Genomic DNA, 26,982 nt, shown 5'->3' on the forward strand with positions numbered 1-26,982 from the left:
GCATTCTACGCTTTCCTCAGGGCCTGTCAAGCGTTTATTTTGAAGTCTTTCAGAATTTCCTGTTTAACTTCAAGCGCTTAACTCGCTACGATCTCTCGTCAGCGGGAGGCGAATTCTACAGAACTTATCGTTGCTGTCAACTGCCTTTTTCACCGCTGTCGATCTTTCGATCGAAGCATTCCGGCACTACCTGGAACATCTAACTAATTGAATTTCAAGGAGTTTTTTGTTCCGACTACGCCGGAAGTGGGGCGAATTATAGAGAGATTAAATCGAGCGTCAAGGGCTAATTTTGACTTTCGCATCAGAAAGTCGTTTTCGTCCAATCACCCGTGGAATCCGCTTCTCTATAGAAGGGATACGCAGGAGCAGCAGCGTCACCCCGATAGCCGCATACACCGCCCATTGCTTGAGGTCTGCCCGCACTATCCAGAGAAAGTGCAACAACCCCAACCCCAGGATGGCATAGACCAGCTTGTGCAGCTTCTTCCATCGCGCGCCAAGTCGACGCTGGCTGTAGCGGTTGGATGTGACCGCCAGGCACAGCAGGCCGAGCAACCCCAGTGAACCAACAATAATGTAGGGCCGCTTGCGCAGCTCCACGCCAAGCTGCCCCCAATCGAGCCCCAATATAAAGAAGAGATAAGCGCTCAGGTGCAACACGATGTAGGCAAAGCACCACAGGCCCAACTGCCGACGGACCACAATCCAGCCCGACCAACCTGTAAGACGCTGCAAAGGGGTCATGCACAAGGTAATCAGCAGGAAGATCAGGCCGCCCTGCCCCAACCGATCGACCAGCACCTTGCCCGGGTCTGGCCCCAAGGCGAAGATCCAGGCTTCATACAGCCAATACAGCGGCCAGACACACGCCAGGATAAAGATACCCAGGCGAAAGAGTGGATAACGCATCAGTAGTTCTTCCGCAGATCCAGGCCACTATATAAAGCACCGACCTCATCGGCGTAGCCGTTGAACATCTGGGTCTCACGCACGTTCGGGCTGAACAGCCCGCTCGGCAGCCGGCGCTCACGCGCCTGGGTCCAGCGCGGGTGATCAACTGTCGGGTTGACGTTGGCGTAGAAGCCGTACTCGTCAGGCGCGATGTTCTGCCAGGTGGTCTTGGGTTGCTGCTCGACCAGGCTGATCCGCACAATCGACTTCACGCTCTTGAATCCATACTTCCATGGCACCACCAAACGCAGTGGCGCGCCATTCTGATTCGGCAACTCGCGGCCATACATGCCGACGGCGAGAATAGCCAACGGGTTCATCGCTTCGTCCAGGCGCAAACCCTCGACATAGGGCCAGTCGATCAAGGCAAAGCCGGATCGCTGCCCGGGCATATGCTTGGGGTCTTGCAGTGTTTCAAAGCGTATGTACTTGGCTTTGGAGGTCGGCTCGACCTGCTTGAGCAGCGCCGACAAGGGAAAGCCCATCCAGGGAATGACCATCGACCACGCTTCGACGCAACGCAAACGATAGATGCGCTCTTCAAGTTGATAGGGTTTCATGAAGTCTTCAAGCGCATAGCGACCGGGTTTGCCCACCTCGCCATCGATCACTACCGTCCACGGTGCCGTTACCAGCGCGCCAGCATTTTCGGCCGGGTCGCCTTTATCGGTACCGAACTCATAGAAGTTGTTGTAGTGCGTAGCATCCTTGAATGGCGTGATCGCCTCACCCTTCACGGTCACTGCCTGCCACTGGGTGTTCGGCAGCTTTTCGGTAAACCAGTTAGGCGGGGAGCCGGTTTCTACATCCGCATAGCGCGAAGCCTCTGCGGCACTCGCCCAACGCGGCAGGCTGCTGGCCGCCAACACTGCGACCGAACCACCCAATAGAGCGCGACGAGAGAGATAGAAAGACTCGGGAGTGACCTCCGACTCTTTAGGGTCGGAGGCTCGGGGCAGCTTGATAAGCATGGTGACTCCGTAGAACCGGTGGGCTGATGCACCAGTAGACTACGGAGCCCGGGTGAAATTACAGCTATTCGGCAGTTTTCTTGCGGCGCGTGCGCAACAGGTACTGCACTGGGCCCGATGCTGCATAGGCGAGGAAGATCAGCAGCAGGATGCGCGGCGGATCGCTGAACACCACGGCGAACACCAGCACAACGGCAAGGATGGCCACGAAGGGTACGCGCCCCTTGAGATCCAGCTCCTTGAAGCTGTTGTACTTGATGTTGCTGACCATCAGCATGCCGGCAGCAGCTACCAACAGCGCGACCAGGAACGACAACTTCGAACCCTGGATGCCGTAATCGCTGAATGCCCAGACCGTACCCGCCACCACACCCGCAGCAGCCGGGCTGGCCAGGCCGATGAAGTAACGCTTGTCGGCGGTACCTACCTGGGTGTTGAAGCGTGCCAGACGCAATGCTGCGCCCGCTACATAGATGAAGGCGACCATCCAGCCGACCTTGCCCATGTCGCCCAACGCCCAGCCAAAGGCCAGCAACGCCGGCGCCACACCGAAGGCGACCATGTCCGACAGCGAGTCGTACTCGGCACCGAAGGCGCTCTGGGTATTGGTCATGCGGGCAACGCGCCCGTCCAGACCATCGAGAACCATCGCCACAAAGATCGCGATGGCAGCAAAGGCGAAGTACTTGCTCGCCTCGCGCGGATCACCGGCACTCAAGGCGCTCTGCGCGCTCATCGAGTTGATGATCGAATAGAAACCGGCGAACAGGTTCGCGGTGGTGAACAGGTTTGGCAGCAGATAGATGCCACGATGCCGGACCTTGCGACCCTCGGCGTCATGCCCTTCTTCAACATGCTCATCGATCGGTAGCAGGCTTTCGGCGTCAGAGGCCTTGTTCGGCTCTTCGGGACGTTCGCTCATGGACATTACCTTGCAACGGTTTGGAAAGTGTTCGATAGACGCTTGCGACAAAGGTTCGCCGACAAACGTGATGAAGCTTTATACCAGAAGCTGACCGCCTAAACGAAAAAACGCGGCCGAAGCCGCGTTTTCATCGCATCAGGTCAAGATCAGTTCTTGTCCTTGTCGACGATTTTGTTCGCTGCGATCCAAGGCATCATCGAGCGCAGTTGCTCGCCGATGACTTCGATGCCGTGAGCAGCGTTGTTGCGACGCTTGGCGGTCATCGAAGGGTAGCCGGTGGCACCTTCGCTGATGAACATCTTGGCGTACTCGCCGTCCTGGATGCGCTTCAGTGCGTTGCGCATGGCCTGACGGGACTCGGCGTTGATGACTTCCGGGCCGGTCACGTACTCGCCGTATTCGGCGTTGTTGGAGATCGAGTAGTTCATGTTGGCGATACCGCCTTCGTACATGAGGTCAACGATCAGCTTCAGTTCGTGCAGGCACTCGAAGTAGGCCATTTCCGGCGCGTAGCCGGCTTCAACCAGGGTTTCGAAACCGGCTTTGACCAGCTCGACAGTACCGCCACACAGAACGGCTTGCTCGCCGAACAGGTCGGTTTCGGTCTCGTCCTTGAAGGTGGTTTCGATGATGCCGGTACGGCCGCCACCAACGCCAGCAGCGTAGGACAGGGCGACGTTCTTGGCGTTGCCGGAAGCGTCCTGGTAGATCGCGATCAGGTCAGGGATACCGCCGCCTTTGACGAACTCGGAACGCACGGTGTGGCCTGGAGCCTTAGGCGCGATCATGATCACGTCGAGGTCGGCACGTGGCACAACCTGGTTGTAGTGAATGGCGAAGCCGTGGGAGAACGCCAGGGTTGCGCCCTTCTTCAGGTTCGGCTCGACTTCGTTCTTGTACAGCTGGGATTGGAACTCGTCCGGGGTCAGGATCATGACCAGGTCGGCAGCAGCAACAGCGGAAGCCACGTCGGTAACTTTCAGACCGTGGGCTTCGGCTTTGGCAACAGTGGCCGAACCTTTACGCAGACCGACAGTGACATCCACACCGGAGTCTTTCAGGTTGCACGCTTGCGCGTGGCCTTGGGAGCCGTAACCGATGATGGCAACTTTCTTGCCCTGGATGATCGAAAGGTCGCAGTCTTTGTCGTAATAAACTTTCATGAAAATACCCCTGTTATCTCGGCCCTTTCAGGCCATTCGCTAATTTTTTGAGTTAGATGCTGAGCACTTTGTCGCCACGGGCAATGCCGGTGACGCCACTGCGCACTGTTTCGAGAATGGACGCGGTACCGATGGCCTGAATGAAGCTGTCCAGTTTGTCGCTGGTGCCAGTCAGTTGAACGGTATATACGCTACTGCTGACGTCGACAATCTGCCCCCGATAGATATCGGTGGTGCGCTTGATCTCGGCACGCTGAGCGCCCGTGGCCTTGACCTTGACCAGCATCAGTTCACGTTCGATATGCGCGCTTTCCGAGAGGTCGACCAACTTGACCACTTCGATCAGCTTGTTCAGGTTTTTGGTGATCTGCTCGATCACCTCATCATGACCGACCGTGGTCAACGTCAGACGCGACAGGGTCGGGTCTTCGGTAGGCGCAACGGTCAGGCTTTCGATGTTGTAGTTGCGCTGCGAGAACAGACCGACCACGCGCGACAAGGCGCCAGGTTCGTTTTCCAACAGCAGGGAAATAATGTGCCGCATGATTAGGTCCGCTCCGTCTTGCTCAGCCACATATCGCGCATCGAGCCGTCTTTGATCTGCATCGGGTAGACGTGCTCGCTGTTATCGACCTGGATGTCGATGAACACCAGGCGATCTTTCAGTGCGAAGGCTTCCTCGAGTTTCGGCTTGAGGTCCTTCAGGCTGGTGATGCGGATACCCACGTGACCATAGGCTTCGGCCAATTTGACGAAGTCAGGCAACGATTCCATGTAGGAATGCGAGTGGCGGCTGTTGTAGGCCATGTCCTGCCACTGGCGAACCATGCCCAGTACACCGTTGTTCAGGTTGACGATCTTCACCGGCAGGTCGTACTGCAGGCAGGTCGACAGCTCCTGGATGTTCATCTGGATGCTGCCCTCGCCGGTGACACAGGCGACGTCCTGGTCCGGGAAGTTCAGCTTGATGCCCATGGCCGCCGGGAAACCGAAGCCCATGGTGCCCAGGCCACCGGAGTTGATCCAGCGGTTCGGCTTGTTGAAGCGGTAGTACTGCGCCGCGAACATCTGGTGCTGGCCAACGTCGGAGGTGACGAAGGCGTCGCCCTTGGTGACTTCGCACAGGGTTTCGATCACGGTCTGTGGCTTGATGACGCTGCCGTCGCCCTTGTCATAAGGGAACATGCCGCGGTCACCGCGCCACTCTTCGATCTGTTTCCACCAGGCATCGATAGCGGCCTTTTCTGGCTGCTCGCCGATTTCGCGCAGGGTCGCGACCATTTCGGTCAGGACGCTGTCGACCGGGCCAACGATTGGAACGTCGGCCTTGATGGTCTTGGAGATCGACGCCGGGTCGATGTCGACGTGAATGATCTTGGCGTTCGGGCAGAACTTGGACGGGCCGTTGATAACACGGTCATCGAAGCGCGCACCGACGGCGAAGATCACGTCGGCATGGTGCATGGCCAGGTTGGCGGTATAGCTGCCGTGCATACCCAGCATGCCAAGGAACTGGCGATCGGTACCTGGATAGCTACCCAGGCCCATCAGGGTATTGGTGACAGGCACGTTGAGCAGTTGTGCCAATTCGGTCAGTGCTGCAGAACCACCGCCCAGGATGACACCGCCGCCGGCATAGACGATCGGACGCTTGGCCGCAATGAGCATTTCTGCTGCTTTGCGGATCTGCCCGGAGTGACCGCGAACGGCAGGGCTGTAAGAGCGCAGTTTGACCTTCTTGGGGTAAACGTACTCGAACTTCTCCGCCGGGTTGGTCATGTCTTTCGGGATGTCGACAACGACAGGGCCCGGGCGACCGGATTGCGCAAGGTAGAAGGCTTTTTTCAGGACTTCCGGGATTTCCGAGGCATGTTTGATCATGAAGCTGTGCTTCACGATAGGCCGGGAAATACCGATCATGTCGGTTTCCTGGAAAGCATCGGTGCCGACCATGCTGCTAGGCACCTGGCCCGACAGGATGACCATCGGAATGGAATCCATGTACGCCGTGGCAATACCGGTAATGGCATTGGTGGCACCCGGACCGGAGGTCACCAGGACCACGCCGGCCTTGCCGGTGGCACGGGCGTAACCGTCCGCCATATGGGTAGCTGCCTGCTCGTGACGAACCAGGATATGACTGACTTCCGGTTCTTTGAACAGGGCATCGTAAACATGAAGGAGAGCACCACCAGGGTACCCGTAAATGTGCTTAACGCCTTCGTCACGCAAAAAGCGGACGACCATTTCAGCGCCAGATAAAAGCTCCACGTTGTTCACCTCTAAAACGCCAGAATACCGTCCAATTGGAACGGGTCTTAATAGGTTTACTGCCAAGCAGAGCATGAGCGACGAAGTCAGCACTGACTGAGCAAGTATTGGGAGTACCCCAGAGTGTTGCGGGGTTTTCCCACCCAGCGCGAGGTAACGCGTTGCGGGGTGTAACAGGTCGGCGCGGGTGTGCGCCTCATGATCTGCTTAGCGGGTCTGCTTCTGGCAGTCCCTCTACAGCGGACTTTGGATTCTTCTGATTCAGAGCCTCCAAGTCAAGAAAAATTATTGCCAATTTTTCTTGAGGACTTCATTCAATCACCACGATTCCTAAAAGCAGCAGCAGAAAAAACACATATGGCATAAAAAAGGGCCACAATCTGCGGCCCTAAGGGTAAAAAAAGAAGAAATCAGGCTAAGCGCTGATCAATTGATCAAATTCCGCCAACAGTCGACGCAACTCGCGACTTTGCTCCGGGCGGTCCACATAAACCGTTTCAGCCATGACTAGAATGCCCGATGCGCTTGGCAGTGCCAGGCCCATTTCGAGGATCTGTTTCATCCGTGGCAGGAAGATCCACTGCAACCACTGGTCAAAGCTCATGGTGTCCACGGCAAAGGGCACGGTACTGGCCAGTGCCTGCGCGCTCGGCGGCGCTTCGTCCCACCAGCCCTGTGCATGCAGCTCGTGCTTGATCAGCAGCAGGTGGTCGGCGATATCCAGAATGCGTTGGTCCATTACAGGCTGACCTGCGCTTTCTGGCGGGCCAGTGCAGCGCCTGCGGCATCACCCTGCTTGTCACGGGCCTGGGCGATGATGTTCCACAGCCCGGCCTGCAGGTCTGGGCGACCGTTGGCATAAGTCAGCGCACGACGCGCCAGTTGCTCGGATTGCGCAGCATCACCTTGGGCCAGGCGCACCTGGGCCAGGCGATACAGCACTTGCGGCTCGCGCGGAGCAATACGCTGGGCGCGCTCCAGGCTCGACGAAGCGCCGTTGTAGTCGCCGCTGCCCTGTTGCTGCTGGGCGGTGGTCAACAGCGCCAGCACCGGGCCATCCAACTGCTCGTCGGCAGACAGGCCACCCGCGCTGGAGCTGGCACGCGGGATACCGGTAGGCGCAGCAGGTGCGCTCGGTGCGGTGTAGCTACCCCCGGTGCTCGGCGGCATCGAGTAGGTGTTGGTATCCACCGGCCCTGGAGTAATCCCGCCGGTGGAAATTGCTGCCGGCCCGGTCGAGGCCGGGAACGTCTGGATCGGCGAAGCGCCAGCACCTTGCGGCACCATCACGGTAACGCCGGAATCCTGCGGCACCACCTGGGCCTGGCGCGTCCCGTTGTTGACGGACGACGCCGCACCACGGTTGGCCGAAACCCGCTCACTGTTTGAAACCCGCGTACCCGAATCCACTACCGGAATCGAGCCGCGCTGGACGCTGGCACAGCCGTTAAGCAAAGCCAACGCCGTCAAGGCAGGAAACAACCACTTGTTCACGTCACACCCTCTTCGCTAAGTGCTGCTTAATTCATCCAACCCTTGACCCAGTCCATGACCGAGTCGGCGGGTGCCTGCTCGCCACCACACGCGGCGCCGGCAGGGGGTTCGCTTCCGCGAATATACGGCATCTGCACCGCGCCTGGGCAGCTGGCGTCAGAGCCCTGCCCGGTGTGCGGGTCAACCCAGGCCAGCACGACGTTGTCTGGCGTCGGCATGTCCAGCGGCAACGGGTCGGCCTTGCGCATGAAACTGGTCCAGACCTGCAGCGCACCGGTTGCCCCGGTAAACGGCGTCTTGCCATTGTCATCGCGACCAAGCCAGACCACTGCCAGCAAATCCTGGCTGAAACCGGCGAACCAGCTGTCGCGCGAATCGTTACTGGTACCGGTCTTGCCTGCCAGGTTCAAGGAACTTGGCAGCACGCTGTACACCGAACGCCCGGTACCTTCACGCATCACCCGCTGCATGGCGTTCTGCACCAGGTAGATGGACGCCGGGTCGAAGCGCTGCTGAATCTGGAACGGATAGCGCTTGAGCGGCTCGCCCTCGGCGGTCAGCACGCTGCGGATACCCCGCATTGGCGTATTGAAGCCACCGTTGGCCAGCGTCTGGTACATGGTTGCCACCTGCATCGGCGACATGCCGCCAGCACCCAGCAGCATCGACGGGAAGGCTGGCCAGTCTACTTCGACACCAAGGCGCCCAATGGTCTTGAGCACGTTCGGCACACCCACTTCCAGGCCCAGCTTGGCCGTCGACAGGTTGTAGGAGTTGGCCAGGCCCTGGTACAGGAAGATCGTGCCGTGGGAGCGCCGGTCATAGTTCTGCGGCTTCCAAACCTGCCCGTCGGCGCCCTTCACCGAGAATGCTTCGTCCTGGATCCAGCTGGTCAGGGTGTACTGGCTCGGCTTCTCCAGGGCGGTGAGGTACACCGCAGGCTTGACCAGCGAGCCAATCGGGCGCACCGCATCGATCGCCCGGTTGAAGCCGGCATAGCCTGCCTGGCGGCTGCCGATCAGTGCCTGGACTTCACCGGTTTCCGGGTTGGTCACGACCATTGCCGCTTCGACTTCATCGGCACCTTTGCGCCCGCTCAGGCGCTTGAAGGTGTCGGCCATGGCGGCTTCGGATTTCATCTGCAGGATCGGGTCGAAGCTGGTGAAGATGCGCAGGCCTTCTTCGGTCAAGTCTTCGTCACGGTAGTCCTGGCGCAGTTGACGCTTGACCAGGTCGAGGAAGCCCGGGAAGGAGCTGTCGGCCAGGCTGCCGCGCTTGGTCACGCCCAGCGGCATCTTCTTCGCGGCTTCCACCGCTTCTGGCGTAGCGACGCCTTGTTCGGCGAGCAGGTCCAGCACCAGGTTACGCCGCACCAATGCGCGGTCCGGGTAACGACGCGGGTTGTAGTAGGACGGCCCTTTGACCATGCCCACCAGCAAGGCCACCTGATGCAGCTTCAGTTCCGACAGCGGCTGGCTGAAGAAGAACTGGCTGGCCAGGCCGAAGCCATGCACCGCGCGCTGGCCATCCTGACCCACAAACACTTCGTTGAGGTAGGCTTCAAGAATTTCACGCTTGTCGTAGTGCAACTCCAGCAGCAGCGCCATCATCGCTTCGGTGAGCTTGCGGCTGAGGCTGCGCTCGTTGGTCAGGTAGAAGTTCTTGACCAACTGCTGCGTCAGGGTACTGCCACCCTGGCGCATCGCGCCGGCGGATGTGTTGACCCAGACGGCACGGGCAATCGACTTGGGCGATACGCCGAAGTGGTGATAGAAGTCGCGGTCTTCCACGGCCACCAGGGTTTCCAGCAGGTACGGCGGCACCTGGTCGATCTTGATCAGGATGCGGTCTTCGAGATTTTTCGGGTACAGGCCGCCGATCAGCAGCGGCTCAAGACGCACCACCGCCAGTTTCGATCCACTGGTACCGCTCAGGCCCGCCACATAGTCGCCCGAGAAGCGCACGCGCACGCTTTGCGCCTGCTCCAGCCCTTCATAGAACTGGAAGCCACGGGTGTTCAAGTCGACGGTATTGCCGCTGACAGCTGCCGCGCCCGGACCATTGGCCACGCTTTCGCGGCGATAGCCCAGGGCGTCGAGCTCGGTGAGGAAGTCGTCCTTGCTCAGCTTCTGTCCGACGAACAGCTCGAGCGGTCGCGCGTAAACCTTGGCCGGGATGGTCCAGCGCTTGCCGGAGAACTTCTCCTGCACCACGGCATCGAGGTAAACGGCGAACCCGGCCAGCACCACAAGGCCGACCAGGCTTAGCTTGATAACCCAGCCCAGCCACGCGCGCGCGTTGCCAGCAGGACGTTTTTTAGGGGTACGGGGGGATCGGGTACGAGTCATGGCGGCGGATTATACGCACTTTATTGTTCGTCGACAGGCGCCCTCCGGCGGTTTGCAGGCGGCTCGGCAACCCCCATAATGGCCGATTCGAATCTCCTCGACCCAGAAGGATCGCCCGTGAGCCAAGTCTTGATCGCCGCCCTGCAGAACCCGGCCCTGTTCCCCCATCCTGTGAAGGACTTCCAGGTCATCGAGACCCACATCTCCTGGGTGCTGCTGACGGGCGACTATGCCTACAAGATCAAGAAGCCGATGAACTTCGGCTTCCTGGACTTCACCGAACTGTCCCAGCGTGAGCACTTCTGCAACGAAGAGCTGCGTCTGAACCAGCGCCTGACGAATGACCTGTACCTGGAAGTACTGGCGATCACCGGCAGCGCCGAAGCGCCGCAGCTGGCAGGCGAAGGCCCAGCTATCGAGTACGCGCTGAAAATGCGCCAGTTCCCACAGAACCAGATGCTCAGCACCTTGCAGGCCAACGGCGAGCTGACGGCCGAACATATCGACCAGATGGCCCGGCAGATTGCCGAGTTCCACCTTGCCGCGCCGAAAGTGGCGGTCGAGCATCCGCTGGGCACGCCAGAAAGCGTAATGGCACCGGTCACGCAGAATTTCGAGCAGATTCGTCCGTTCCTTTCCGACAAGGCTGACCTGCTGCAACTTGATGCCCTGCAAGCCTGGGCACAAGACAGTTTCAAGCGCCTGCATCCCCTGCTCGAAGCGCGCAAGGCCGAGGGCTTCATCCGTGAATGCCATGGTGATATCCACTTGGGCAATGCCACCCTGATCGACGGCAAGGTGGTGATCTTCGATTGCATCGAGTTCAACGAGCCATTCCGCCTGACCGACGTCTATGCCGACACCGGGTTCCTGGCGATGGACCTGGAAGACCGTGGCCTGAAATCCCTGTCGCGCCGCTTTATCAGCCAGTACCTGGAACTGACCGGTGACTATGCGGGCCTGGAGCTGCTGAACTTCTACAAAGCCTACCGTGCCCTGGTGCGCGCCAAAGTCGCCCTGTTCAGCATGCCGGCCAATGCCGACGCCGTGCAGCGCGCAACCACCCTGCGCACCTATCGCAACTACGCCAACCTGGCGGAAAGCTACAGCGCCATCCCGTCGCGCTTCCTGGCGATTACCCATGGTGTGTCGGCCGTCGGCAAGAGCCACGTGGCGATGCGCCTGGTCGATGCGCTCGGCGCCGTGCGCTTGCGTTCGGACGTTGAGCGCAAGCGCCTGTTCGGTGAGCAGAACGCCAGCGACGCGGGCCATCTGCAAGCCGGTATCTACAACCAGGATGCCAGCCAGACCACCTACAAGCATCTGCACACACTGGCCAAAACCATCCTGCGTGCCGGCTTCCCGGTGGTGATCGATGCCACCTACCTGAAGCAGGCACAACGCCAAGACGCTGCCGATGTGGCCAGCGAGACCGGCGTTCCGTTCCTGATCCTGGACTGCAATGCCCCGGATGCCGTGATCGCCAGCTGGCTTGCCCAGCGCCAGGCTGATCGTAACGACCCTTCCGATGCCACACTGGAAGTGGTTGCCACCCAACAAGCCAGCCGCGAACCACTGAGCGCGCAGGAGTTGCTGCAAAGCAAGCGCGTCGAAACCAACGAAAGCGGCAGCCTGGACCAACTGGTCAAGCAGATCCGCCAGCGCCTGCCAGGCCTGTAAAACCCGCTAGAGCGTGAAGCAGTCGACACTTCACGCGTTCTCCTGAAGCGCCTCCAAGTGATGGCACTATAGTGTCACTACAAGTCCAACACGGAGGCGCCTTCATGAACCAGCCACGGCAACTCGACAGCGCGCTCTATGCGCTGGTACACAACGAGCACATCGCCGCCTTCAACCGCGAAAAACCCAAGGACGCGATCATCGACTTCAAGGATGGCGACTTTCGCGGGCTCGACTTGCGCAACCTCGACACCCAGGGCATCGATTTCACCGGCGCCTATTTCCGCGCCGCCGACCTGCGTGGCCTGGACCTGCGGGAAAACTCCCTGGAAGGCGCAAGCCTGGCTCACGCGCAGATATCCGGCACCTACTTTTCTGCCGAACTGAGCGCTGACGAAATCCTCATGTCGGTAAAATTCGGCACCCGCCTGCGTTATCGCACCCGCTGAAACGCCCTAGTGAACGCCTGTCAGGACAACCTGGCAGGCCCGGCTGCGTTGGCCCATGCCCGCTGGGTGGCAAAACGCCGCGTTATTTTAAAGTGCCGCTACACTCCTCTTTGACCTGCCGCGAATCGACTCCCAAGACCCGTTCAGCCGTCGCAAGGAGGCTTGATGAACGATGAACTCCAGCATCTGAAAAATCTTGGCAAAACTTCAGCGCAGTGGCTGCATGCGGTCGGCATCCACAGCGCCTCGGACCTGCGCCGCCTGGGGGCGGTCGATGCGTACCGGGCGGTACGCACCCGAGGGTTCCGTGCCTCGAAGGTGCTGCTGTACGCCATTGAAGGGGCCTTGCTCGATGTGCATTGGAACGATATTCCAGCCGAACGCAAAGAAACGCTTAACCAGCAGTTGGAAGCCAAGACCCCCCCGCGAAAAAATAATTGAGAAAAAGCGGATTGGTGGATTGACTTAGAAATGAGAATCGTTATGATTATCACAACTGGTCGCGAGACTGGTTGGATTCTCTGAAAGCCCCTGGTTCGGGCGGTCAGATTATCTCCTCATCAGGCTAATCACGGTTATTGACCCGGCTCTTTTGCCGGGTCTTTTTTTGCCTGCAGTTTCTTGCTTTGACCGCAGGCACAAGCGGTCAAAGCAACAGCTTCAAGGTTTCAGTTGCGCCGCCGGGTAGAACACCTGCGCCAGCGATTGCAGGCTGGCGGGCAGGCGTGGGCCCAGGCCGCCGACCAGCAAGGTCGGATCGAGATCGACCATCCGCCCTTCACGGGCAGCACGAGAAGCCGCCAGTGCCGGGTTTTCCTTGAGCAGGGCTTGCAACGCCGCCTCACCGCTGAGCGCGCGGTCGGAAACAATCACTACCTGGGGATTCAACGCCGCCAACGACTCGACGGAGAAGTTCTTGTAGCCGTCGTTATCCGCCAGATTGCGGCCGCCGGCTTGCTGGATCAGCCAGTCACCCGCCGTGCCTTTACCGGCGATCATCGGTTTGGCCCCCGCATGCCCGACCAACAGCAACACTCCAGGTGTCTCGGTCGAACCCTGCACAGCCTTGATGCGTGCCTGCAACCCCTCCAGTTGCTGCCGGTAATCGCTGAACAGCTTGTCAGCCTGCTGCTCACTGCCCAGCAACTTGCCCAGGTGCTTCAGGTTGACCTGCACCGCGTCCAGGTCGGCTTTGCTGGAAAACAGCTCAACTTGCACCCCGGCATTGCGAATCTGCGCCAGCACGGGTGGTGGGCCCATTTCTTCGGTGCCGACCAGTACATCCGGGCGCAAGCTCAACACCCCTTCGGCCGACAACTGACGCTGATAGCCGATACTGGGCAAGGCCTTCAGTGATTCGGGGTGTTGACTGGTGGTGTCGACGCCGACCAGATGTTTCTCTCCCCCCAAGGTGGTGATCCACTCGCTCAACGCGCCACCGGCGCTGACCCAGCGCTGCGGCAACGGCTCGGCCTGCAGCAGCGGATGGAACACAAGCCCGAGACACAAGGCGATCAGGGGGGTACGTCGACGCATGGCAAGCTTCCTTTGAGGGCGGGCAACAGTATTGTCGGGACGCAAGTCGCGGTATAAAGACGGCCCGGCAGCGCGAGCCGGGCAATTTGATAATTATTTGCATTTGAGCGTCAAGCCGTTGCAGCGAACAGGTAAATCCCCGATGCACTTTCTTTGTCTATCCAGCGAACTGCCCGAGGGGCGCAGCCGAGGCTTCGAAGTCGCCGGAAACAAGCTGCTGGGTGTTCGCCGTCACGGCCAGGTGTACCTGTACCGCAATCGCTGCCCCCATCGCGGCATCCCCCTGAACTGGGAGCCAGGCGATTCGGTACTGGACGCCACTGCCAGCCTGCTCGGTTGTGCTCACCACGGCGCGCTGTTCCTGGTGGAGTCCGGCGAGTGCATCTCCGGGCCGTGTGAAGGCGATGCGCTGGAGGCCCTCGAGTGCCACGAAGACCACCAGGGCATCTGGCTCACGGCGTGAGCTGAACCGGCAAGGCCCGATCAATATAGACCTGCTCGTGGTCCAGGTAGACCCCATAGGCCAATACCTCTACCCCTTCAGCCACTGCTGCACGCAATGCCGCGGCATAGGCTGCATCGATTTCCTCCGCTGGGCGTACCGCGTCGACCCCACTGAGGTTCACGCAATACAACTGCACCGCACGCACACCCTGGCGCGCCAGCGCGGCCAGCTCGCGCAGGTGCTTGGCGCCACGCTGGGTCACGGCATCCGGGAAGGCGGCGGTGGTGCTTTCGGGGTAGCCCAAGGTCACACTCTTGACCTCGACATAAGCGGGCCCGCTGTCGAACTCCAGGCGAAAATCGATTCGGCTGCGCTCCTCGCCATAGGGCACTTCCCGCTTGAGCGCGGTGAAACCAGCCAACTCGGTGATTTTCCCCGCCCGCAACGCCTCTTCGACGATGGCATTGGCGCGCCCGGTGTTCACGCAGGCCAAGCGCCCCTGCGGGGTCTCGCTGATCTCCCAGGTACCGGGCAGCTTGCGCTTGGGGTCGTTGGAGCGGCTGAACCAGACCTTGCCGCCCTCACGCATGCAATTGAGCATCGAGCCGGTATTGGGGCAATGGATGGTGATCTGTTCGCCACTGGCCAACTCAATGTCGGCCAGGAAGCGTTTGTAGCGGCGCAGTAGGCGCGCTTCTTCGAGTTCAGGAGAAAAGCGCATCAGCCTTGCCAGCTCCGCAGGCCGCGCGCAATCCGCTCCACAGCTTCCTGCAAACGCGGCAGGCTCTGGGTATAGGCGAAGCGCACGTGGTGACCGGCTTGATGACGGCCGAAATCCAAACCCGGCGTGAACGCCAGGTACTCGGTCTCCAGGAAGTGCTGGCAGAAGGCGAAGGCATCACCGCCGAACTTGCTGATATCGGCATAAAGGTAGAAGGCGCCTTGCGGCTCCACTGCGATCCCGAAGCCCAATTCACGCAGCGCCGGCAAGAGGAAGTCACGACGACGGCCGAATTCGGCGCGACGCTCTTCCAGGATTGCCAGGGTGTTTGGCTCGAAACACGCCAGGGCCGCATGCTGGGCCATGCTCGGTGCGCTGATATAGAGGTTCTGTGCCAACTTCTCCAGGTCCGCCACTGCCCCCGGTGGCGCCACCAGCCAACCAAGGCGCCAGCCGGTCATGCCGAAATATTTTGAGAAACTATTCAGGACGAACGCCTCATCATCGACTTCCAGCACGCTGGGCGCATCCATGCCGTAGGTCAGGCCATGGTAGATCTCGTCCACCACCAGGTGGCCATTGTGCCCACGGATGGCGCGGGACAGGCTGCCCAACTGATCGCGGTCCAGCACCGTGCCGGTCGGGTTGGCCGGCGAGGCAACCAGTGCGCCCACGCTGTCCTGGTCCCAATAGCGATCGACCAGGTCCGCTGTCAGTTGGTAATTCACATCGGGGCCGACCGGCACCAATTGCGCGCTACCTTCGACCAGGCGCAAAAAATGCCGGTTGCACGGGTACCCAGGGTCGGCCAGCAGCCAGTGTTTGCCCGGGTCGACCAGCAAGCTGCTTGCCAGCAACAACGCCCCCGAACCGCCAGGCGTGATGAGAATGCGTGCGGGGTCAATGCTCAGGCCGTACTGCTTGGCATAGAAGCCGGCGATCGCCTCACGCAGCGCCGGCAGCCCACGCGCGGCGGTGTAGCGGGTATGCCCGGCCGCCAGCGCCGCTTGCCCGGCCTCGACGATCGGGGCGGCGGTGGTGAAGTCCGGCTCGCCGATTTCCAGGTGAATCACGTCGCGACCGGCCGCTTGCAATTCATTGGCCCGCGCCAGCAGGGCCATGACGTGGAAGGGTTCGATGGCGCGACTGCGCGCACTGTAGGGCTGAGCCATGGGCCTTCTCTCAAATGGGTCTAAAATGATGATTCTACCCATGCGTCGAAGCGAACGTGTGGCTAAACCTGCGGTCCACCCTGAAGACAACCGGGAGTAGCGCACCCCGAATCTATCTGGTAAGTTCGGCGGCTCGCAGTCGCAGGGCCGGCGGGCGCCGGAGATGGAGAAGCCTGCGCAATGGATTAGAAGAGTGAGAGGCGGTCTATTCATGTCCACCCAAGAAAAGCAACAAAGCAGTCAACTTGTTCGCGGCTTCGAACCCTATAAAGAATCCAAGGGTGAGGAGTACATGGGGGCTCCCATGCGCAAGCACTTCAGCCTGCTTTTGCAAAAATGGAAGCTGGAGCTGATGCAGGGTGTGGACCAGACAGTGGACCACATGAAGGACGAGGCAGCCAACTTCCCGGACCCGGCCGACCGTGCCAGCCAGGAAGAAGAGTTCGCGCTCGAACTGCGCAACCGTGACCGTGAACGCAAGCTGATCAAAAAAATCGACAAGACCTTGCAACTGATCGAGGACGAAGATTACGGCTGGTGCAAAGACTGCGGCGTAGAGATCGGTATTCGCCGCCTGGAAGCGCGCCCAACGGCCGACCAGTGCTTTGATTGCAAAACCTTGGCTGAAATCAAGGAAAAACAGGTCGGAAAGTAATACTGACCTGAACAGGACGGGGCGCTCAAGGCGCCCCGTTTCATTTGTGCCCTCCAACACATTCCGCCCCTAGCGCCCACAGCCATGAACAACGCCAGCTACGTCGGGCGCTTCGCCCCCACCCCCAGCGGGTTCCTGCATTTCGGCTCATTGGTGGCCGCCCTCGCCTCCTGGCTCGATGCCCGTGCCGTCGGTGGCCGCTGGCTGCTGCGCATGGAAGACATCGACCCGCCACGCGAAGCCCCTGGCGCCCAGGCGGCGATTCTCAAGACCCTGGAAAGCTACGGCTTGCTGTGGGATGGCGAGGTGGTCTATCAAAGCCTGCGTCACGATGCCTACGCCGAAGTGGTCGCGCGCTTGTTCCAGATGGGCCTGGCCTATGCCTGTACCTGCTCGCGCAAACAACTGGAGCCCTACCACGGCATTTATCCCGGCCTGTGCCGCAACCTCTGCCACGCACAGGAAGACGCTGCGATTCGCCTGCGGGTGCCGGAGCTGAACTACCACTTTGTCGACCGTGTGCAGGGCCGCTTCGAGCAGCACCTGGGCCGCGACGTGGGGGACTTCGTCATACGCCGCCGCGACGGCTTGTATGCCTATCAGCTAGCGGTCGTGCTGGACGATGCCTGGCAAGGGGTGACCGATATCGTGCGCGGCGCCGACCTGCTGGACAATACGCCCCGCCAGCTGTACTTGCAGGAACTGCTCGGGTTTTCACAACCGCGCTACCTGCATGTGCCCTTGATTACCCAGCCTGACGGGCACAAGCTGGGCAAGTCCTACCGCTCGGCACCACTGCCGCCTGAACAGGCCAGCCCGCTGATACTGCGGGCACTGCGGGCACTGGGGCAGCAGACCGACCCGGCGATGGCCCAGGCACGTCCTGCCGAGTTGCTCGCGCACGCCGCGCGGCACTGGTCTGCCGAAGCTATCCCCAAGCGTTTGAGCGTGCCCGAGGCCGACCTGTGCTGACGGCTCGCCGTACGCCACAAAGCCCAATCAATTCAAATCGTTGGGTAATGTCGCAATCCTCGTTTGCAGGCACCGGCCCTTCCGTTACCATCACCGTCGTTTTGCGCCAATAATAAGTCCAGGCACGCAGCGTCGAAATCCAACGAGGCCAACATGTATATCTATCGTTTGGTCCTGCTTCTGGTCGTGGGGATCTATCTGTTCTCCCCGGCCATCATGGACTGGTGGATCGAACCCACTGGCGCCTGGTATCGCCCGTATTTGCTCTGGCTGATCCTGATCGTCGTGACCTTTATCCTGCAGAGCCAACGTGATGCCGATGAGCTTTAGCCTGACCCAGATGATCCTGATCAGTGCCGCCTACCTGACGGTACTGTTCGGCGTGGCCTGGATCAGCGAACGCGGCATGATCCCCCGGGCGATCATCCGTCACCCCCTGACCTACACCCTGTCGCTGGGTGTCTACGCCAGTGCCTGGGCCTTTTATGGCACCGTCGGCCTGGCCTACCAGTACGGCTATGGCTTCCTTGCCTGTTACCTCGGTGTTTCCGGCGCCTTCCTGCTGGCGCCCGTGCTGCTGTATCCGATCCTGAAGATCACCCGCACCTACCAGCTGTCATCGCTGGCCGACCTGATTGCCTTCCGCTTTCGCAGTACCTGGGCCGGGGCGCTGACCACGATCTTCATGCTGATCGGCGTACTGCCGCTGCTGGCGCTACAGATCCAGGCGGTCGCGGACTCGATCACCATCCTCACCGGGGAGCCGGTGAAAAGCCGGGTGGCACTGGCCTTCTGCGCGATGATCACGCTGTTCACCATCTTCTTCGGTTCGCGGCACATCGCGACGCGAGAGAAGCATGAAGGCCTGGTGTTCGCCATTGCCTTCGAATCGGTGGTCAAGCTGCTGGCCCTGGGGGGGATCGGCCTGTACGCGCTGTATGGCGTGTTCGGTGGCCCGCACCAGTTGGAAATCTGGCTGCTGCAGAACCAGACCGCCCTCGCCGCCCTGCACACCCCCTTGCAGGAAGGCCCATGGCGGACCCTGTTGCTGGTGTTCTTCGCCTCGGCCATCGTGATGCCGCACATGTACCACATGGCCTTCACCGAGAACCTCAACCCGCGCGCGCTGGTCAGCGCCAGCTGGGGCCTGCCACTGTTCCTGCTGCTGATGAGCCTGGCCGTGCCGCTGATTCTCTGGGCCGGCTTGAAGCTTGGCGCCAGCACCAGCCCCGAGTTCTTCACCCTGGGGCTGGGCATTGCCGCCAATAACCAGGGGCTGGCCTTGCTGGCTTATGTCGGCGGTTTATCCGCCGCCAGCGGGCTGATCATCGTCACCACCCTTGCCCTCTCCGGCATGGCCTTGAACCACCTGGTGCTGCCGCTCTACCAGCCGCCGGCGGAAGGCAATATCTATCGCTGGCTGAAGTGGACCCGTCGCGCCCTGATCGTCGCGATCATCGCCGCAGGCTTCGGCTTCTACCTGCTCCTGGGTGCCCAGCAAGACCTCGCCAACCTTGGCATTGTCGCCTTCGTCGCCACCCTGCAATTCCTGCCCGGCGTGCTCTCGGTACTGTACTGGCCGACGGCGAACCGGCGCGGTTTCATTGCCGGCCTGATGGCCGGGATCACCGTGTGGATGGTGACCATGTTGCTGCCGCTGGTGGGCAACCTGCAGGGTTTCTACATCCCGCTGCTGAACATGATCTACGTGCTCGACGACACCAGCTGGCACATGGCAGCCATCGCCTCGCTCGCCGCCAACGTCCTGCTGTTCACCCTGATCTCGCTATTCAGCAACGCCAGCGCCGAAGAAGTCGCGGCAGCCGAAGCCTGTGCGGTGGACAATGTCCGCCGCCCGCAGCGCCGCGAACTGCATGCCGCATCGCCGCAGGAGTTCGCCACCCAGTTGGCCAAGCCACTGGGCGCCAAGGCCGCGCAGAAAGAAGTCGAGCAGGCCCTGCGCGACCTCTATCTGCCCTTCGACGAACGTCGCCCTTATGCGTTGCGCCGCTTGCGTGACCGCATCGAAGCCAACCTCTCCGGGCTGATGGGCCCAAGTGTCGCCCAGGACATGGTCGAGACCTTCCTGCCGTACAAGTCCGGCAGTGAAAACTACGTTACCGAAGACATTCATTTCATCGAGAGCCGGCTGGAGGATTACCACTCCCGCCTCACCGGCCTGGCCGCCGAACTCGATGCCTTGCGCCGCTATCACCGCCAGACCTTGCAGGAGTTGCCGATGGGTGTCTGCTCACTGGCCAAGGACCACGAGATCCTGATGTGGAACAAGGCCATGGAGGAGCTGACCGGCATCCCCGCCAAACGCGTGGTCGGCTCGCGCCTGACCACCATCGGTGAGCCGTGGCGCGGCCTGCTGCTGGGCTTTACCAACGTCCCTGATGAACACCTGCACAAGCAACGCCTGGGCCTCGACGGCCAAACCCGCTGGCTGAACCTGCACAAGGCAGCCATCGACGAGCCACTGGCCCCGGGCAACAGCGGCCTGGTACTGCTGGTCGAAGACCTTACCGAAACCCAGATGCTCGAAGACAAGCTGGTGCACTCCGAGCGCCTGGCGAGCATCGGCCGGCTCGCTGCCGGCGTCGCCCACGAGATCGGCAACCCGATCACCGGCATCGCCTGCCTGGCGCAGAACCTGCGCGAGGAGCGTGAGGAAGACAGCGAGATCACCGAACTCAGCAGCCAGATCATCGAACAGACCAAGCGTGTTTCGCGCATCGTCCAGTCGTTGATGAGCTTTGCCCACGCTGGCAGCCACCAGCACAGCGACGAGCCGGTGTGCCTTGCCGAAGTGGCGCAGGATGCCATCGGCCTGCTGGCCCTGAACCGGCGCAATTTCGAAGTGCAGTTCTTCAACCTGTGCGACCCGGACCATTGGGTCGATGGCGATCCGCAGCGGCTCGCCCAGGTCCTGATCAACCTGTTGTCCAACGCCCGCGACGCTTCGCCAGCCGGCACTGCCGTGCGGGTCAAGAGCGAAGCCAGCGAGCACACCGTCGACCTGATCGTCGAGGATGAGGGCAGCGGCATTCCGAAAAACATCATGGACCGATTGTTCGAACCGTTCTTCACCACCAAGGATCCGGGCGAAGGAACTGGGCTGGGCCTCGCTCTGGTCTATTCCATCGTGGAAGAGCATTATGGACAAATCACCATCGACAGCCCGGCCGATACTCAAAGCCAGCGTGGCACCAGGATCCGAGTGACCCTGCCGCGTCATGTCGTAGCGACGTCCGCTGTGAATTGAGACCGTCGAGAGAATTGAATCAATGCCGCATATTCTGATCGTCGAAGACGAAACCATCATCCGCTCCGCGTTGCGTCGTCTGCTGGAGCGCAACCAGTACCAGGTCAGCGAAGCCGGCTCGGTACAGGAAGCCCAGGAACGCTTCAGCATTGCGACGTTCGACCTGATTGTCAGCGACCTGCGTCTGCCGGGCGCCCCGGGCACCGAGTTGATCAAGCTCGGTCAGGGCACCCCGGTACTGATCATGACCAGCTATGCCAGCCTGCGCTCGGCCGTCGATTCGATGAAGATGGGCGCGGTCGACTACATCGCCAAGCCGTTCGATCACGATGAAATGCTCCAGGCGGTCGCACGCATCCTGCGCGACCGGCAAAACGCCCCGGCGTCGACGCCGGCCGAGCGCACCGGCAATGGCAAGGCCGCTGCCGCCGACAAGGCGGGCGGCGGTAACGCCAACGGCGAGATCGGCATCATTGGTACCTGCCCTCCCATGCAGGACCTGTACAGCAAGATCCGCAAGGTCGCGCCAACCGACTCCAATGTGTTGATCCAGGGTGAGTCGGGGACCGGTAAAGAACTGGTGGCCCGCGCCCTGCACAACCTTTCCCGTCGTGCCAAGGCACCGATGATCTCGGTGAACTGCGCAGCGATCCCGGAAACCCTGATCGAGTCCGAGCTGTTCGGCCACGAAAAAGGCGCATTCACCGGCGCCAGCGCCGGTCGTGCCGGGCTGGTCGAGGCGGCCGATGGCGGCACGCTGTTCCTTGACGAGATCGGCGAGCTGCCGCTCGAAGCCCAGGCCCGCCTCCTGCGCGTGCTGCAGGAAGGCGAGATTCGCCGGGTCGGCTCGGTGCAATCGCAAAAGGTCGATGTGCGCCTGATCGCGGCAACTCACCGGGACTTGAAGAACCTGGCCAAGGTCGGCCAGTTCCGTGAAGACCTGTATTACCGCCTGCACGTCATTGCCCTCAAGTTGCCCGCCCTGCGCGAGCGCGGTGCCGACGTCAACGAGATCGCCAGCGCATTCCTCGCCCGCCAGAGTGCACGTGTCGGTCGCACCGACCTGAAGTTCGCCCACGATGCCGAACAGGCCATCCGTCACTACAGCTGGCCGGGTAACGTGCGTGAACTGGAAAACGCCGTGGAGCGCGCGGTGATTCTGTGCGAAAGCCCGGAAATCTCTGCCGACCTGCTGGGCATCGACATTGAGCTCAGTGACCTGGACGACGACGGCCGCTTTGACAGCTTGCCGACGAACGGTAGCCAGACCAGCAGCACCAGCCACGAGCCCACCGAAGACCTTTCGCTGGAAGACTACTTCCAGCACTTCGTACTCGAACACCAGGACCACATGACCGAGACCGAGTTGGCCCGCAAACTCGGGGTCAGCCGCAAGTGCCTGTGGGAACGCCGCCAACGCCTGGGCATCCCGCGGCGCAAGAGCGGCGCCATCAGCGAGAGCTGATCCCTTTCAGCTAAGCATCTGTTACCGGCGGGTAACACACGGGGGTTGGAACAAACTGTTACCTGACCCCGCCGACGTAACAAAAACCGGGGTTTACGGTAACGAAATCCCGGTTTTTTTTCGCCTCAAATTCCCCCCAAAACCCACCTAACCCCTTGTTTTACTGGGTTTTGCAAAAGTTGGCACGGCACCTGCTATATGTTTGGTACAAGAACAATAACAAGCACTGCAAAAGACAATAAAAATAAGACGAATCGGCTCACGCATAATAAGAACAAGACGGCGGAGGCGCAGCTAACTGATTCTTTTGGAGAGGAGTTGTATTTGGGGCTTGCCCCACAGCCAGGCAGAGAACAACAAAAACTGCACTCAAGCAGGGCCTGAACTGGTTGGATCATCTGATCATTGCAACATCGGCGATCAAAGCAATCCGTTTGCTCTTGACTCCCGGTTAGGGAGACAGTCCACATGCCTAACGGCCTTGTGGATAGGGCGTCAACAAAAACAAGAAGCCCGACAAAAAAACAATAAGAGCACGCAACTACTTCTTGGGGAGCTTCGGCTCCCCTTGTAGTTTCTCCTCGTCGCACAGCCCTCGTTTGCTACCGCCTACACCCTCCTTCCAGTAAATGCTAGAATCCCCGCCCATCATGCGGCCATTCTTCGTTTTTGGCCGAACATTCCTTCAAACAGTGCATCCCATGCTGAAGAAGCTGTTCCAGTCGTTCCGTCCCCCCGTGCGTGGCCCGCACCATAAGCGCACCACGCCTGAAGTGATCAACAGTGGTCAACACTCGCTGCAGCGCGGCCAATTCAGTCGTCACGCGGTGGGTATCGTCGAGCGCCTGCAAAATGCTGGCTACCAGGCCTACCTGGTGGGTGGCTGCGTGCGCGATCAACTCCTGGGGATCACCCCCAAGGACTTCGACGTCGCCACCAGTGCCACCCCTGAACAAGTGCGTGCCGAATTCCGCAATGCGCGCATCATCGGCCGGCGCTTCAAGCTCGTTCACATCCATTTCGGCCGCGACATCATTGAAGTCGCCACCTTCCGTGCCAACCATTCGGAAACCGAAGAAGACAGCCACACCTCGTCCCGTAACGAGAGTGGGCGGATCCTTCGCGACAACGTCTATGGCACCCTGGAAGAAGACGCACAGCGCCGCGATTTCACCATCAACGCCCTGTATTACGATCCGGTCAGCGAGCGCATCCTCGATTACGCCAATGGCGTACACGACATCCGCAATCGCCTGATCCGCCTGATCGGCGACCCGACCCAGCGCTACCAGGAAGACCCGGTGCGCATGCTGCGGGCCGTACGCTTTGCCGCCAAGCTCAACTTCGGTATCGAGAAGCACACCGTGCAGCCGATCCGCGAGCTGGCCTCGATGCTGCGCGAGATCCCGTCGGCGCGCCTGTTCGAAGAGACCCTGAAGCTGTTCCTCTCGGGCCATGCAGCCATCACCTTCGAAATGCTGGTGGACCTGCAGCTGTTCGAGCCACTGTTCCCGGCCAGCAGCGAAGCCCTGGAAGACAACCCGACCTATACCCACACGCTGATCAGCCAGGCGTTGATCAACACCGACCTGCGGATCAAGCAGGGCAAGCCGGTCACCCCGGCCTTCCTGTTTGCCGCCCTGCTCTGGCCAGCCTTGCCATTGCGGGCCCTGCGCCTGCAAAGCCGCGGCATGCCGCCGATCCCGGCGGTGCAGGAAGCGGCTCACGAGCTGATTGCCGAACAGTGCCAGCGCATCGCGATCCCCAAGCGCTTCACCATCCCGATCCGCGAGATCTGGGACATGCAGGAGCGCCTGCCACGTCGCAGCGGCAAACGTGCCGATCAGTTGCTCGACAACCCACGCTTCCGCGCCGGTTACGACTTCCTGTTGCTGCGCGAAAGCGCGGGCGAAGAAACCGAAGGCCTCGGCCAATGGTGGACCGACTATCAGGACTGCAACGATAGTCAGCGTCGCGACATGATCCGCGAGCTGGGTGGCCGTGATGAAGGCGGCGCCGGCCCACGCAAGCGCAAGCGCAGCCCGAACAAGCGCAAGCGTGCCGACAACGCGGCAGACGAGTAAGCCACCGATGGTGCGCGTCTATATTGGCCTGGGCAGCAACCTGGCAGACCCTCAGCAGCAGCTACGCAGCGCCCTTGAGGCGCTGGGTCGGCTGCCCGGTTGCACATTGGTCGGGGTTTCAGCCTTCTATGCCAGCGACTCGCTGTCGCCCGGCCAGCCCCGCTACACCAATGCCGTTGCCGCGCTCGACACCACGCTGGCACCGCTCGAACTGCTCGACGCCCTGCAAGCCATCGAGGCCGATCAGGGCCGCGAGCGCAAAGCGCGTTGGGGCCCGCGCACTCTCGACCTGGATATCCTGCTGTATGGCGACCAGGTCATCGAAGAGCCGCGTTTGGTCGTCCCGCACTATCACCTGCACGCGCGTCCGTTCGTGCTCTACCCGCTTGCCGAACTGGTGCCTGCCGACTTCCGCCTGGCCGACCAACGCGCGCTTTCCGACCTACTGGCAGACTGCCCGTTCGTCGGCCTTGAGCGCCTGTAACCGGGCATTCCCCCAGCCGGTAACGTCCGTAACAGCGCAGGCGTAACATTGCGGTAACACGGTAATTGACTTCAGCCCACCTGCTCACGACTATAGGCGTCCCGTGGCGCCCCGGCGCCGCAAAAAAGGCGTATATAGGCCTGGAACAGGTTTTGAACCAAACACCACAACCGATGATGTGCTGTTCCAGAAGATGAATACACGCGTTGTACGCAGTCGTTTTTCACAGCGCCTGAACGAGGATTCCTTTTCATGCCAGAAGTAACCCTGACCACCCTGCAGAGCCTCAAAGCCAAGGGTGAGAAAATAACCATGCTGACGTGCTACGACGCGACCTTTGCTCAGGTTGCCAGCCGTGCCGGCGTGGAAATACTGCTGGTGGGTGACTCCCTGGGCATGGTCCTGCAGGGCCATGACAGCACCTTGCCGGTCACTACCGCCGAGATGGCCTACCACACTGCCTGCGTCAAGCGCGGCAATGAAGGTGCGCTGATCCTCGCCGACCTGCCGTTCATGGCCTGTGCCACGGTCGAGCAAGCGTTCGCCAACTGCGGCACGCTGATGCAAGCCGGCGCGCACATGGTCAAGGTCGAAGGCGCCGCCTGGCTGGCCGAGACCATCCGCCTGCTGGCCGAACGTGGCGTGCCGGTGTGTGCCCACATGGGCCTGACCCCACAGACCGTGAACATCCTCGGTGGCTATAAAGTCCAGGGTCGCCATGAAGCCCAGGCCCGGCAGATGCGTGCCGATGCCATCGCCCTGGAGCAGGCCGGCGCGGCCATGCTCCTGCTTGAGTGCGTGCCCAGTGAGCTGGCGGCAGAAATCACCCAGGCGGTGAGCATCCCGGTGATCGGTATCGGCGCGGGTAGCGCCACTGATGGCCAGGTGCTGGTCATGCACGACATGCTCGGCCTGTCCCTGAGCGGGCGCATGCCGAAGTTCGTGAAGAACTTCATGGCTGGGCAAGGTGACATTGCCGGCGCCTTCAACGCGTACGTGCAGGCAGTCAAGGACGTTTCCTTCCCTGCCAGCGAACATGGGTTCAGTGCATGAATACCGTAAAGACCGTCCGGGAGCTGCGTGCCGCTGTAGCGCGCGCCCGCAGCGAAGGCAAACGTATCGCTTTCGTACCGACCATGGGCAACCTGCACAGCGGTCACGCCGCACTGGTTGCCAAGGCCGCGCAGCGGGTCGACTTCGTGGTGGCGAGCATTTTCGTCAACCCACTGCAGTTCGGCCCGAGCGAAGACCTCGACAAGTACCCTCGGACCCTCGCCGCCGACCAGGAGCAACTGCTCCAGGCCGGCTGCCACCTGTTGTTCGCGCCGACGGTTGAAGAGATGTACCCCGAAGGCATGACCGGGCAGACCCGCGTCAGCGTACCGCAACTGTCTGAAGGCCTCTGCGGCGCCAGCCGTCCGGGGCATTTCGAAGGTGTCGCGACCGTGGTCAGCAAGTTGTTCAACATGGTGCAGCCCGACCTTGCAGTGTTCGGCCAGAAGGACTTCCAGCAGTTGGCGGTGATCCGCGCGCTGGTGCGTGACCTGAACATGCCGATCCAGATCATCGGCGAACCGACCGTACGCGCAGAGGACGGCCTGGCGCTGTCGTCGCGCAATGGCTACCTGAACCAGGAACAACGCGCCATCGCGCCTACGCTGTACCGCGTGCTCAGGCAGATGGCCGAGGCCATCCGCGACGGCCAGCGTGACTACCCCGCCTTGCTTGAACAGGGCCAGCAGCAGTTGCTGGCTGGCGGTTTCAAGCCGGACTACCTGGAAGTACGCCAGGCCCTGAGCCTGCGGCCGGCCGTGGACTGCGACCGTGACCTGGTGATCCTGGCCGCTGCGTACCTGGGCAACACCCGGCTGATCGACAACCTGCACCTCAATCTCGACGACCAGTAGAAGATGCTGGCCGGATAT

The 26,982-nt window shown here is 60.9% G+C and carries 25 protein-coding genes; 13 read left to right on the top strand and 12 right to left on the bottom strand.

Annotated elements, in window-relative coordinates:
- Window positions 1–279: 279 nt before the first annotated feature.
- The 9 genes from msrQ to mrcB form a co-directional block, all read right to left on the bottom strand.
- Complete coding sequence (msrQ, locus tag M5G11_RS03060) at window positions 280–912, bottom strand: protein-methionine-sulfoxide reductase heme-binding subunit MsrQ (protein WP_273909683.1); 633 nt, start codon at window positions 910–912, stop codon at window positions 280–282.
- Entirely contained in the window at window positions 912–1,925 is a 1,014-nt protein-coding gene (msrP, locus tag M5G11_RS03065) for a protein-methionine-sulfoxide reductase catalytic subunit MsrP (RefSeq protein ID WP_273909682.1), read from the bottom strand. Before msrP ends, msrQ begins: the two co-directional genes overlap by 1 nt.
- A gap of 64 nt (window positions 1,926–1,989) precedes the next feature.
- Window positions 1,990–2,847 (bottom strand): CDP-diacylglycerol--serine O-phosphatidyltransferase, encoded by an 858-nt coding sequence (pssA, locus tag M5G11_RS03070; RefSeq protein ID WP_273909681.1) that lies wholly within the window; start codon window positions 2,845–2,847, stop codon window positions 1,990–1,992.
- Window positions 2,848–2,996: 149 nt separating this feature from the next.
- Complete coding sequence (gene ilvC / locus M5G11_RS03075; protein WP_273909680.1) at window positions 2,997–4,013, bottom strand: ketol-acid reductoisomerase; 1,017 nt, start codon at window positions 4,011–4,013, stop codon at window positions 2,997–2,999.
- Between the two features lie 52 nt (window positions 4,014–4,065).
- Window positions 4,066–4,557, bottom strand: a complete 492-nt coding sequence (gene ilvN / locus M5G11_RS03080) for an acetolactate synthase small subunit (protein WP_273909679.1) — start codon at window positions 4,555–4,557, stop codon at window positions 4,066–4,068.
- Window positions 4,558–4,559: 2 nt separating this feature from the next.
- Entirely contained in the window at window positions 4,560–6,284 is a 1,725-nt protein-coding gene (locus M5G11_RS03085; RefSeq protein ID WP_273909678.1) for an acetolactate synthase 3 large subunit, read from the bottom strand.
- Between the two features lie 415 nt (window positions 6,285–6,699).
- The gene (locus M5G11_RS03090) at window positions 6,700–7,023 is read right to left on the bottom strand and encodes a YqcC family protein (RefSeq protein ID WP_273909677.1); all 324 of its coding nucleotides are present in this window, start codon (window positions 7,021–7,023) and stop codon (window positions 6,700–6,702) included.
- A complete protein-coding gene (locus M5G11_RS03095; protein WP_273909676.1) occupies window positions 7,023–7,778 on the bottom strand; it encodes a tetratricopeptide repeat protein in 756 nt (251 codons plus the stop codon). Before M5G11_RS03095 ends, M5G11_RS03090 begins: the two co-directional genes overlap by 1 nt.
- A gap of 26 nt (window positions 7,779–7,804) precedes the next feature.
- The gene (gene mrcB, locus M5G11_RS03100) at window positions 7,805–10,126 is read right to left on the bottom strand and encodes a penicillin-binding protein 1B (RefSeq protein WP_273909675.1); all 2,322 of its coding nucleotides are present in this window, start codon (window positions 10,124–10,126) and stop codon (window positions 7,805–7,807) included.
- A 117-nt stretch (window positions 10,127–10,243) separates the two neighbouring features.
- Between mrcB and M5G11_RS03105 the strand changes: the two genes are divergently transcribed.
- The 3 genes from M5G11_RS03105 (at window position 10,244) to M5G11_RS03115 (ending at window position 12,696) form a co-directional block, all read left to right on the top strand.
- Window positions 10,244–11,806 carry a bifunctional aminoglycoside phosphotransferase/ATP-binding protein gene (locus M5G11_RS03105; protein WP_273909674.1) on the top strand — a complete coding sequence of 521 codons (1,563 nt, stop codon included), beginning with the start codon at window positions 10,244–10,246 and terminating at the stop codon, window positions 11,804–11,806.
- Window positions 11,807–11,910: 104 nt separating this feature from the next.
- Window positions 11,911–12,255, top strand: a complete 345-nt coding sequence (locus M5G11_RS03110; RefSeq protein WP_273909673.1) for a pentapeptide repeat-containing protein — start codon at window positions 11,911–11,913, stop codon at window positions 12,253–12,255.
- 165 nt (window positions 12,256–12,420) lie between these two features.
- Complete coding sequence (locus M5G11_RS03115; protein ID WP_273909672.1) at window positions 12,421–12,696, top strand: TfoX/Sxy family protein; 276 nt, start codon at window positions 12,421–12,423, stop codon at window positions 12,694–12,696.
- A 219-nt stretch (window positions 12,697–12,915) separates the two neighbouring features.
- Here the strand turns inward: M5G11_RS03115 and M5G11_RS03120 are convergent, their stop codons facing one another.
- On the bottom strand, window positions 12,916–13,791 hold the full coding sequence (locus tag M5G11_RS03120) for a heme/hemin ABC transporter substrate-binding protein (RefSeq protein ID WP_273909671.1): 876 nt from the start codon (window positions 13,789–13,791) through the stop codon (window positions 12,916–12,918).
- Between the two features lie 142 nt (window positions 13,792–13,933).
- Here M5G11_RS03120 and M5G11_RS03125 point away from each other — a divergent pair, with 142 nt between their 5' ends.
- The gene (locus M5G11_RS03125; RefSeq protein ID WP_273909670.1) at window positions 13,934–14,254 is read left to right on the top strand and encodes a Rieske (2Fe-2S) protein; all 321 of its coding nucleotides are present in this window, start codon (window positions 13,934–13,936) and stop codon (window positions 14,252–14,254) included.
- Here the strand turns inward: M5G11_RS03125 and sfsA are convergent.
- Window positions 14,244–14,957, bottom strand: coding sequence for a DNA/RNA nuclease SfsA (gene sfsA, locus M5G11_RS03130; protein WP_273909669.1), 714 nt, complete (start codon window positions 14,955–14,957; stop codon window positions 14,244–14,246). The two genes, M5G11_RS03125 and sfsA, sit on opposite strands and share 11 nt — an antisense overlap.
- Window positions 14,957–16,129: a pyridoxal phosphate-dependent aminotransferase gene (locus M5G11_RS03135; protein ID WP_273909668.1), complete on the bottom strand. Its 1,173-nt coding sequence runs from the start codon at window positions 16,127–16,129 to the stop codon at window positions 14,957–14,959. Before M5G11_RS03135 ends, sfsA begins: the two co-directional genes overlap by 1 nt.
- Before the next feature lie 211 nt (window positions 16,130–16,340).
- On the opposite strand from M5G11_RS03135, the gene dksA reads away from it, so the two are divergent.
- The 9 genes from dksA (at window position 16,341) to panC (ending at window position 26,964) form a co-directional block, all read left to right on the top strand.
- Entirely contained in the window at window positions 16,341–16,784 is a 444-nt protein-coding gene (gene dksA, locus M5G11_RS03140) for an RNA polymerase-binding protein DksA (RefSeq protein WP_273909667.1), read from the top strand.
- A gap of 84 nt (window positions 16,785–16,868) precedes the next feature.
- On the top strand, window positions 16,869–17,756 hold the full coding sequence (gluQRS, locus tag M5G11_RS03145; RefSeq protein WP_273909666.1) for a tRNA glutamyl-Q(34) synthetase GluQRS: 888 nt from the start codon (window positions 16,869–16,871) through the stop codon (window positions 17,754–17,756).
- Window positions 17,757–17,909: 153 nt separating this feature from the next.
- On the top strand, window positions 17,910–18,086 hold the full coding sequence (locus M5G11_RS03150; RefSeq protein ID WP_003250005.1) for a hypothetical protein: 177 nt from the start codon (window positions 17,910–17,912) through the stop codon (window positions 18,084–18,086).
- Window positions 18,070–21,024: a sensor histidine kinase gene (locus tag M5G11_RS03155; RefSeq protein WP_273909665.1), complete on the top strand. Its 2,955-nt coding sequence runs from the start codon at window positions 18,070–18,072 to the stop codon at window positions 21,022–21,024. Before M5G11_RS03150 ends, M5G11_RS03155 begins: the two co-directional genes overlap by 17 nt.
- A 22-nt stretch (window positions 21,025–21,046) precedes the next feature.
- A complete protein-coding gene (locus M5G11_RS03160) occupies window positions 21,047–22,489 on the top strand; it encodes a sigma-54-dependent transcriptional regulator (RefSeq protein WP_273909664.1) in 1,443 nt (480 codons plus the stop codon).
- Window positions 22,490–23,190: 701 nt separating this feature from the next.
- The gene (locus tag M5G11_RS03165) at window positions 23,191–24,573 is read left to right on the top strand and encodes a polynucleotide adenylyltransferase PcnB (protein ID WP_273909663.1); all 1,383 of its coding nucleotides are present in this window, start codon (window positions 23,191–23,193) and stop codon (window positions 24,571–24,573) included.
- A 7-nt stretch (window positions 24,574–24,580) separates the two neighbouring features.
- Window positions 24,581–25,057 carry a 2-amino-4-hydroxy-6-hydroxymethyldihydropteridine diphosphokinase gene (gene folK, locus M5G11_RS03170; RefSeq protein WP_273909662.1) on the top strand — a complete coding sequence of 159 codons (477 nt, stop codon included), beginning with the start codon at window positions 24,581–24,583 and terminating at the stop codon, window positions 25,055–25,057.
- 252 nt (window positions 25,058–25,309) lie between these two features.
- On the top strand, window positions 25,310–26,110 hold the full coding sequence (panB, locus tag M5G11_RS03175) for a 3-methyl-2-oxobutanoate hydroxymethyltransferase (protein ID WP_273909661.1): 801 nt from the start codon (window positions 25,310–25,312) through the stop codon (window positions 26,108–26,110).
- Complete coding sequence (panC, locus tag M5G11_RS03180; protein WP_273909660.1) at window positions 26,107–26,964, top strand: pantoate--beta-alanine ligase; 858 nt, start codon at window positions 26,107–26,109, stop codon at window positions 26,962–26,964. The genes panB and panC overlap by 4 nt, the downstream gene beginning before the upstream one ends.
- Window positions 26,965–26,982: the final 18 nt, after the last annotated feature.

Origin of the sequence: Pseudomonas fontis (genome assembly GCF_028656955.1) — a bacterium.
GTDB classification, from domain to species: domain Bacteria; phylum Pseudomonadota; class Gammaproteobacteria; order Pseudomonadales; family Pseudomonadaceae; genus Aquipseudomonas; species Aquipseudomonas fontis.

Excerpts from the sequence above, each read along its gene's own strand:
- M5G11_RS03115 (WP_273909672.1), top strand. The coding sequence starts at position 12,421 with ATGAACGATGAACTCCAGCATCTGAAAAATCTTGGCAAAACTTCAGCG.
- M5G11_RS03125 (WP_273909670.1), top strand. The coding sequence starts at position 13,934 with ATGCACTTTCTTTGTCTATCCAGCGAACTGCCCGAGGGGCGCAGCCGA.
- panB (WP_273909661.1), top strand. The coding sequence starts at position 25,310 with ATGCCAGAAGTAACCCTGACCACCCTGCAGAGCCTCAAAGCCAAGGGT.
- M5G11_RS03090 (WP_273909677.1), bottom strand. The coding sequence starts at position 7,023 with ATGGACCAACGCATTCTGGATATCGCCGACCACCTGCTGCTGATCAAG.
- gluQRS (WP_273909666.1), top strand. The coding sequence starts at position 16,869 with ATGAACAACGCCAGCTACGTCGGGCGCTTCGCCCCCACCCCCAGCGGG.
- pssA (WP_273909681.1), bottom strand. The coding sequence starts at position 2,847 with ATGAGCGAACGTCCCGAAGAGCCGAACAAGGCCTCTGACGCCGAAAGC.
- M5G11_RS03150 (WP_003250005.1), top strand. The coding sequence starts at position 17,910 with ATGTATATCTATCGTTTGGTCCTGCTTCTGGTCGTGGGGATCTATCTG.
- mrcB (WP_273909675.1), bottom strand. The coding sequence starts at position 10,126 with ATGACTCGTACCCGATCCCCCCGTACCCCTAAAAAACGTCCTGCTGGC.
- dksA (WP_273909667.1), top strand. The coding sequence starts at position 16,341 with ATGTCCACCCAAGAAAAGCAACAAAGCAGTCAACTTGTTCGCGGCTTC.
- M5G11_RS03165 (WP_273909663.1), top strand. The coding sequence starts at position 23,191 with ATGCTGAAGAAGCTGTTCCAGTCGTTCCGTCCCCCCGTGCGTGGCCCG.
- panC (WP_273909660.1), top strand. The coding sequence starts at position 26,107 with ATGAATACCGTAAAGACCGTCCGGGAGCTGCGTGCCGCTGTAGCGCGC.
- ilvN (WP_273909679.1), bottom strand. The coding sequence starts at position 4,557 with ATGCGGCACATTATTTCCCTGCTGTTGGAAAACGAACCTGGCGCCTTG.
- ilvC (WP_273909680.1), bottom strand. The coding sequence starts at position 4,013 with ATGAAAGTTTATTACGACAAAGACTGCGACCTTTCGATCATCCAGGGC.
- msrP (WP_273909682.1), bottom strand. The coding sequence starts at position 1,925 with ATGCTTATCAAGCTGCCCCGAGCCTCCGACCCTAAAGAGTCGGAGGTC.
- M5G11_RS03155 (WP_273909665.1), top strand. The coding sequence starts at position 18,070 with ATGCCGATGAGCTTTAGCCTGACCCAGATGATCCTGATCAGTGCCGCC.
- M5G11_RS03160 (WP_273909664.1), top strand. The coding sequence starts at position 21,047 with ATGCCGCATATTCTGATCGTCGAAGACGAAACCATCATCCGCTCCGCG.
- folK (WP_273909662.1), top strand. The coding sequence starts at position 24,581 with ATGGTGCGCGTCTATATTGGCCTGGGCAGCAACCTGGCAGACCCTCAG.
- M5G11_RS03110 (WP_273909673.1), top strand. The coding sequence starts at position 11,911 with ATGAACCAGCCACGGCAACTCGACAGCGCGCTCTATGCGCTGGTACAC.
- M5G11_RS03120 (WP_273909671.1), bottom strand. The coding sequence starts at position 13,791 with ATGCGTCGACGTACCCCCCTGATCGCCTTGTGTCTCGGGCTTGTGTTC.
- sfsA (WP_273909669.1), bottom strand. The coding sequence starts at position 14,957 with ATGCGCTTTTCTCCTGAACTCGAAGAAGCGCGCCTACTGCGCCGCTAC.
- M5G11_RS03135 (WP_273909668.1), bottom strand. The coding sequence starts at position 16,129 with ATGGCTCAGCCCTACAGTGCGCGCAGTCGCGCCATCGAACCCTTCCAC.
- msrQ (WP_273909683.1), bottom strand. The coding sequence starts at position 912 with ATGCGTTATCCACTCTTTCGCCTGGGTATCTTTATCCTGGCGTGTGTC.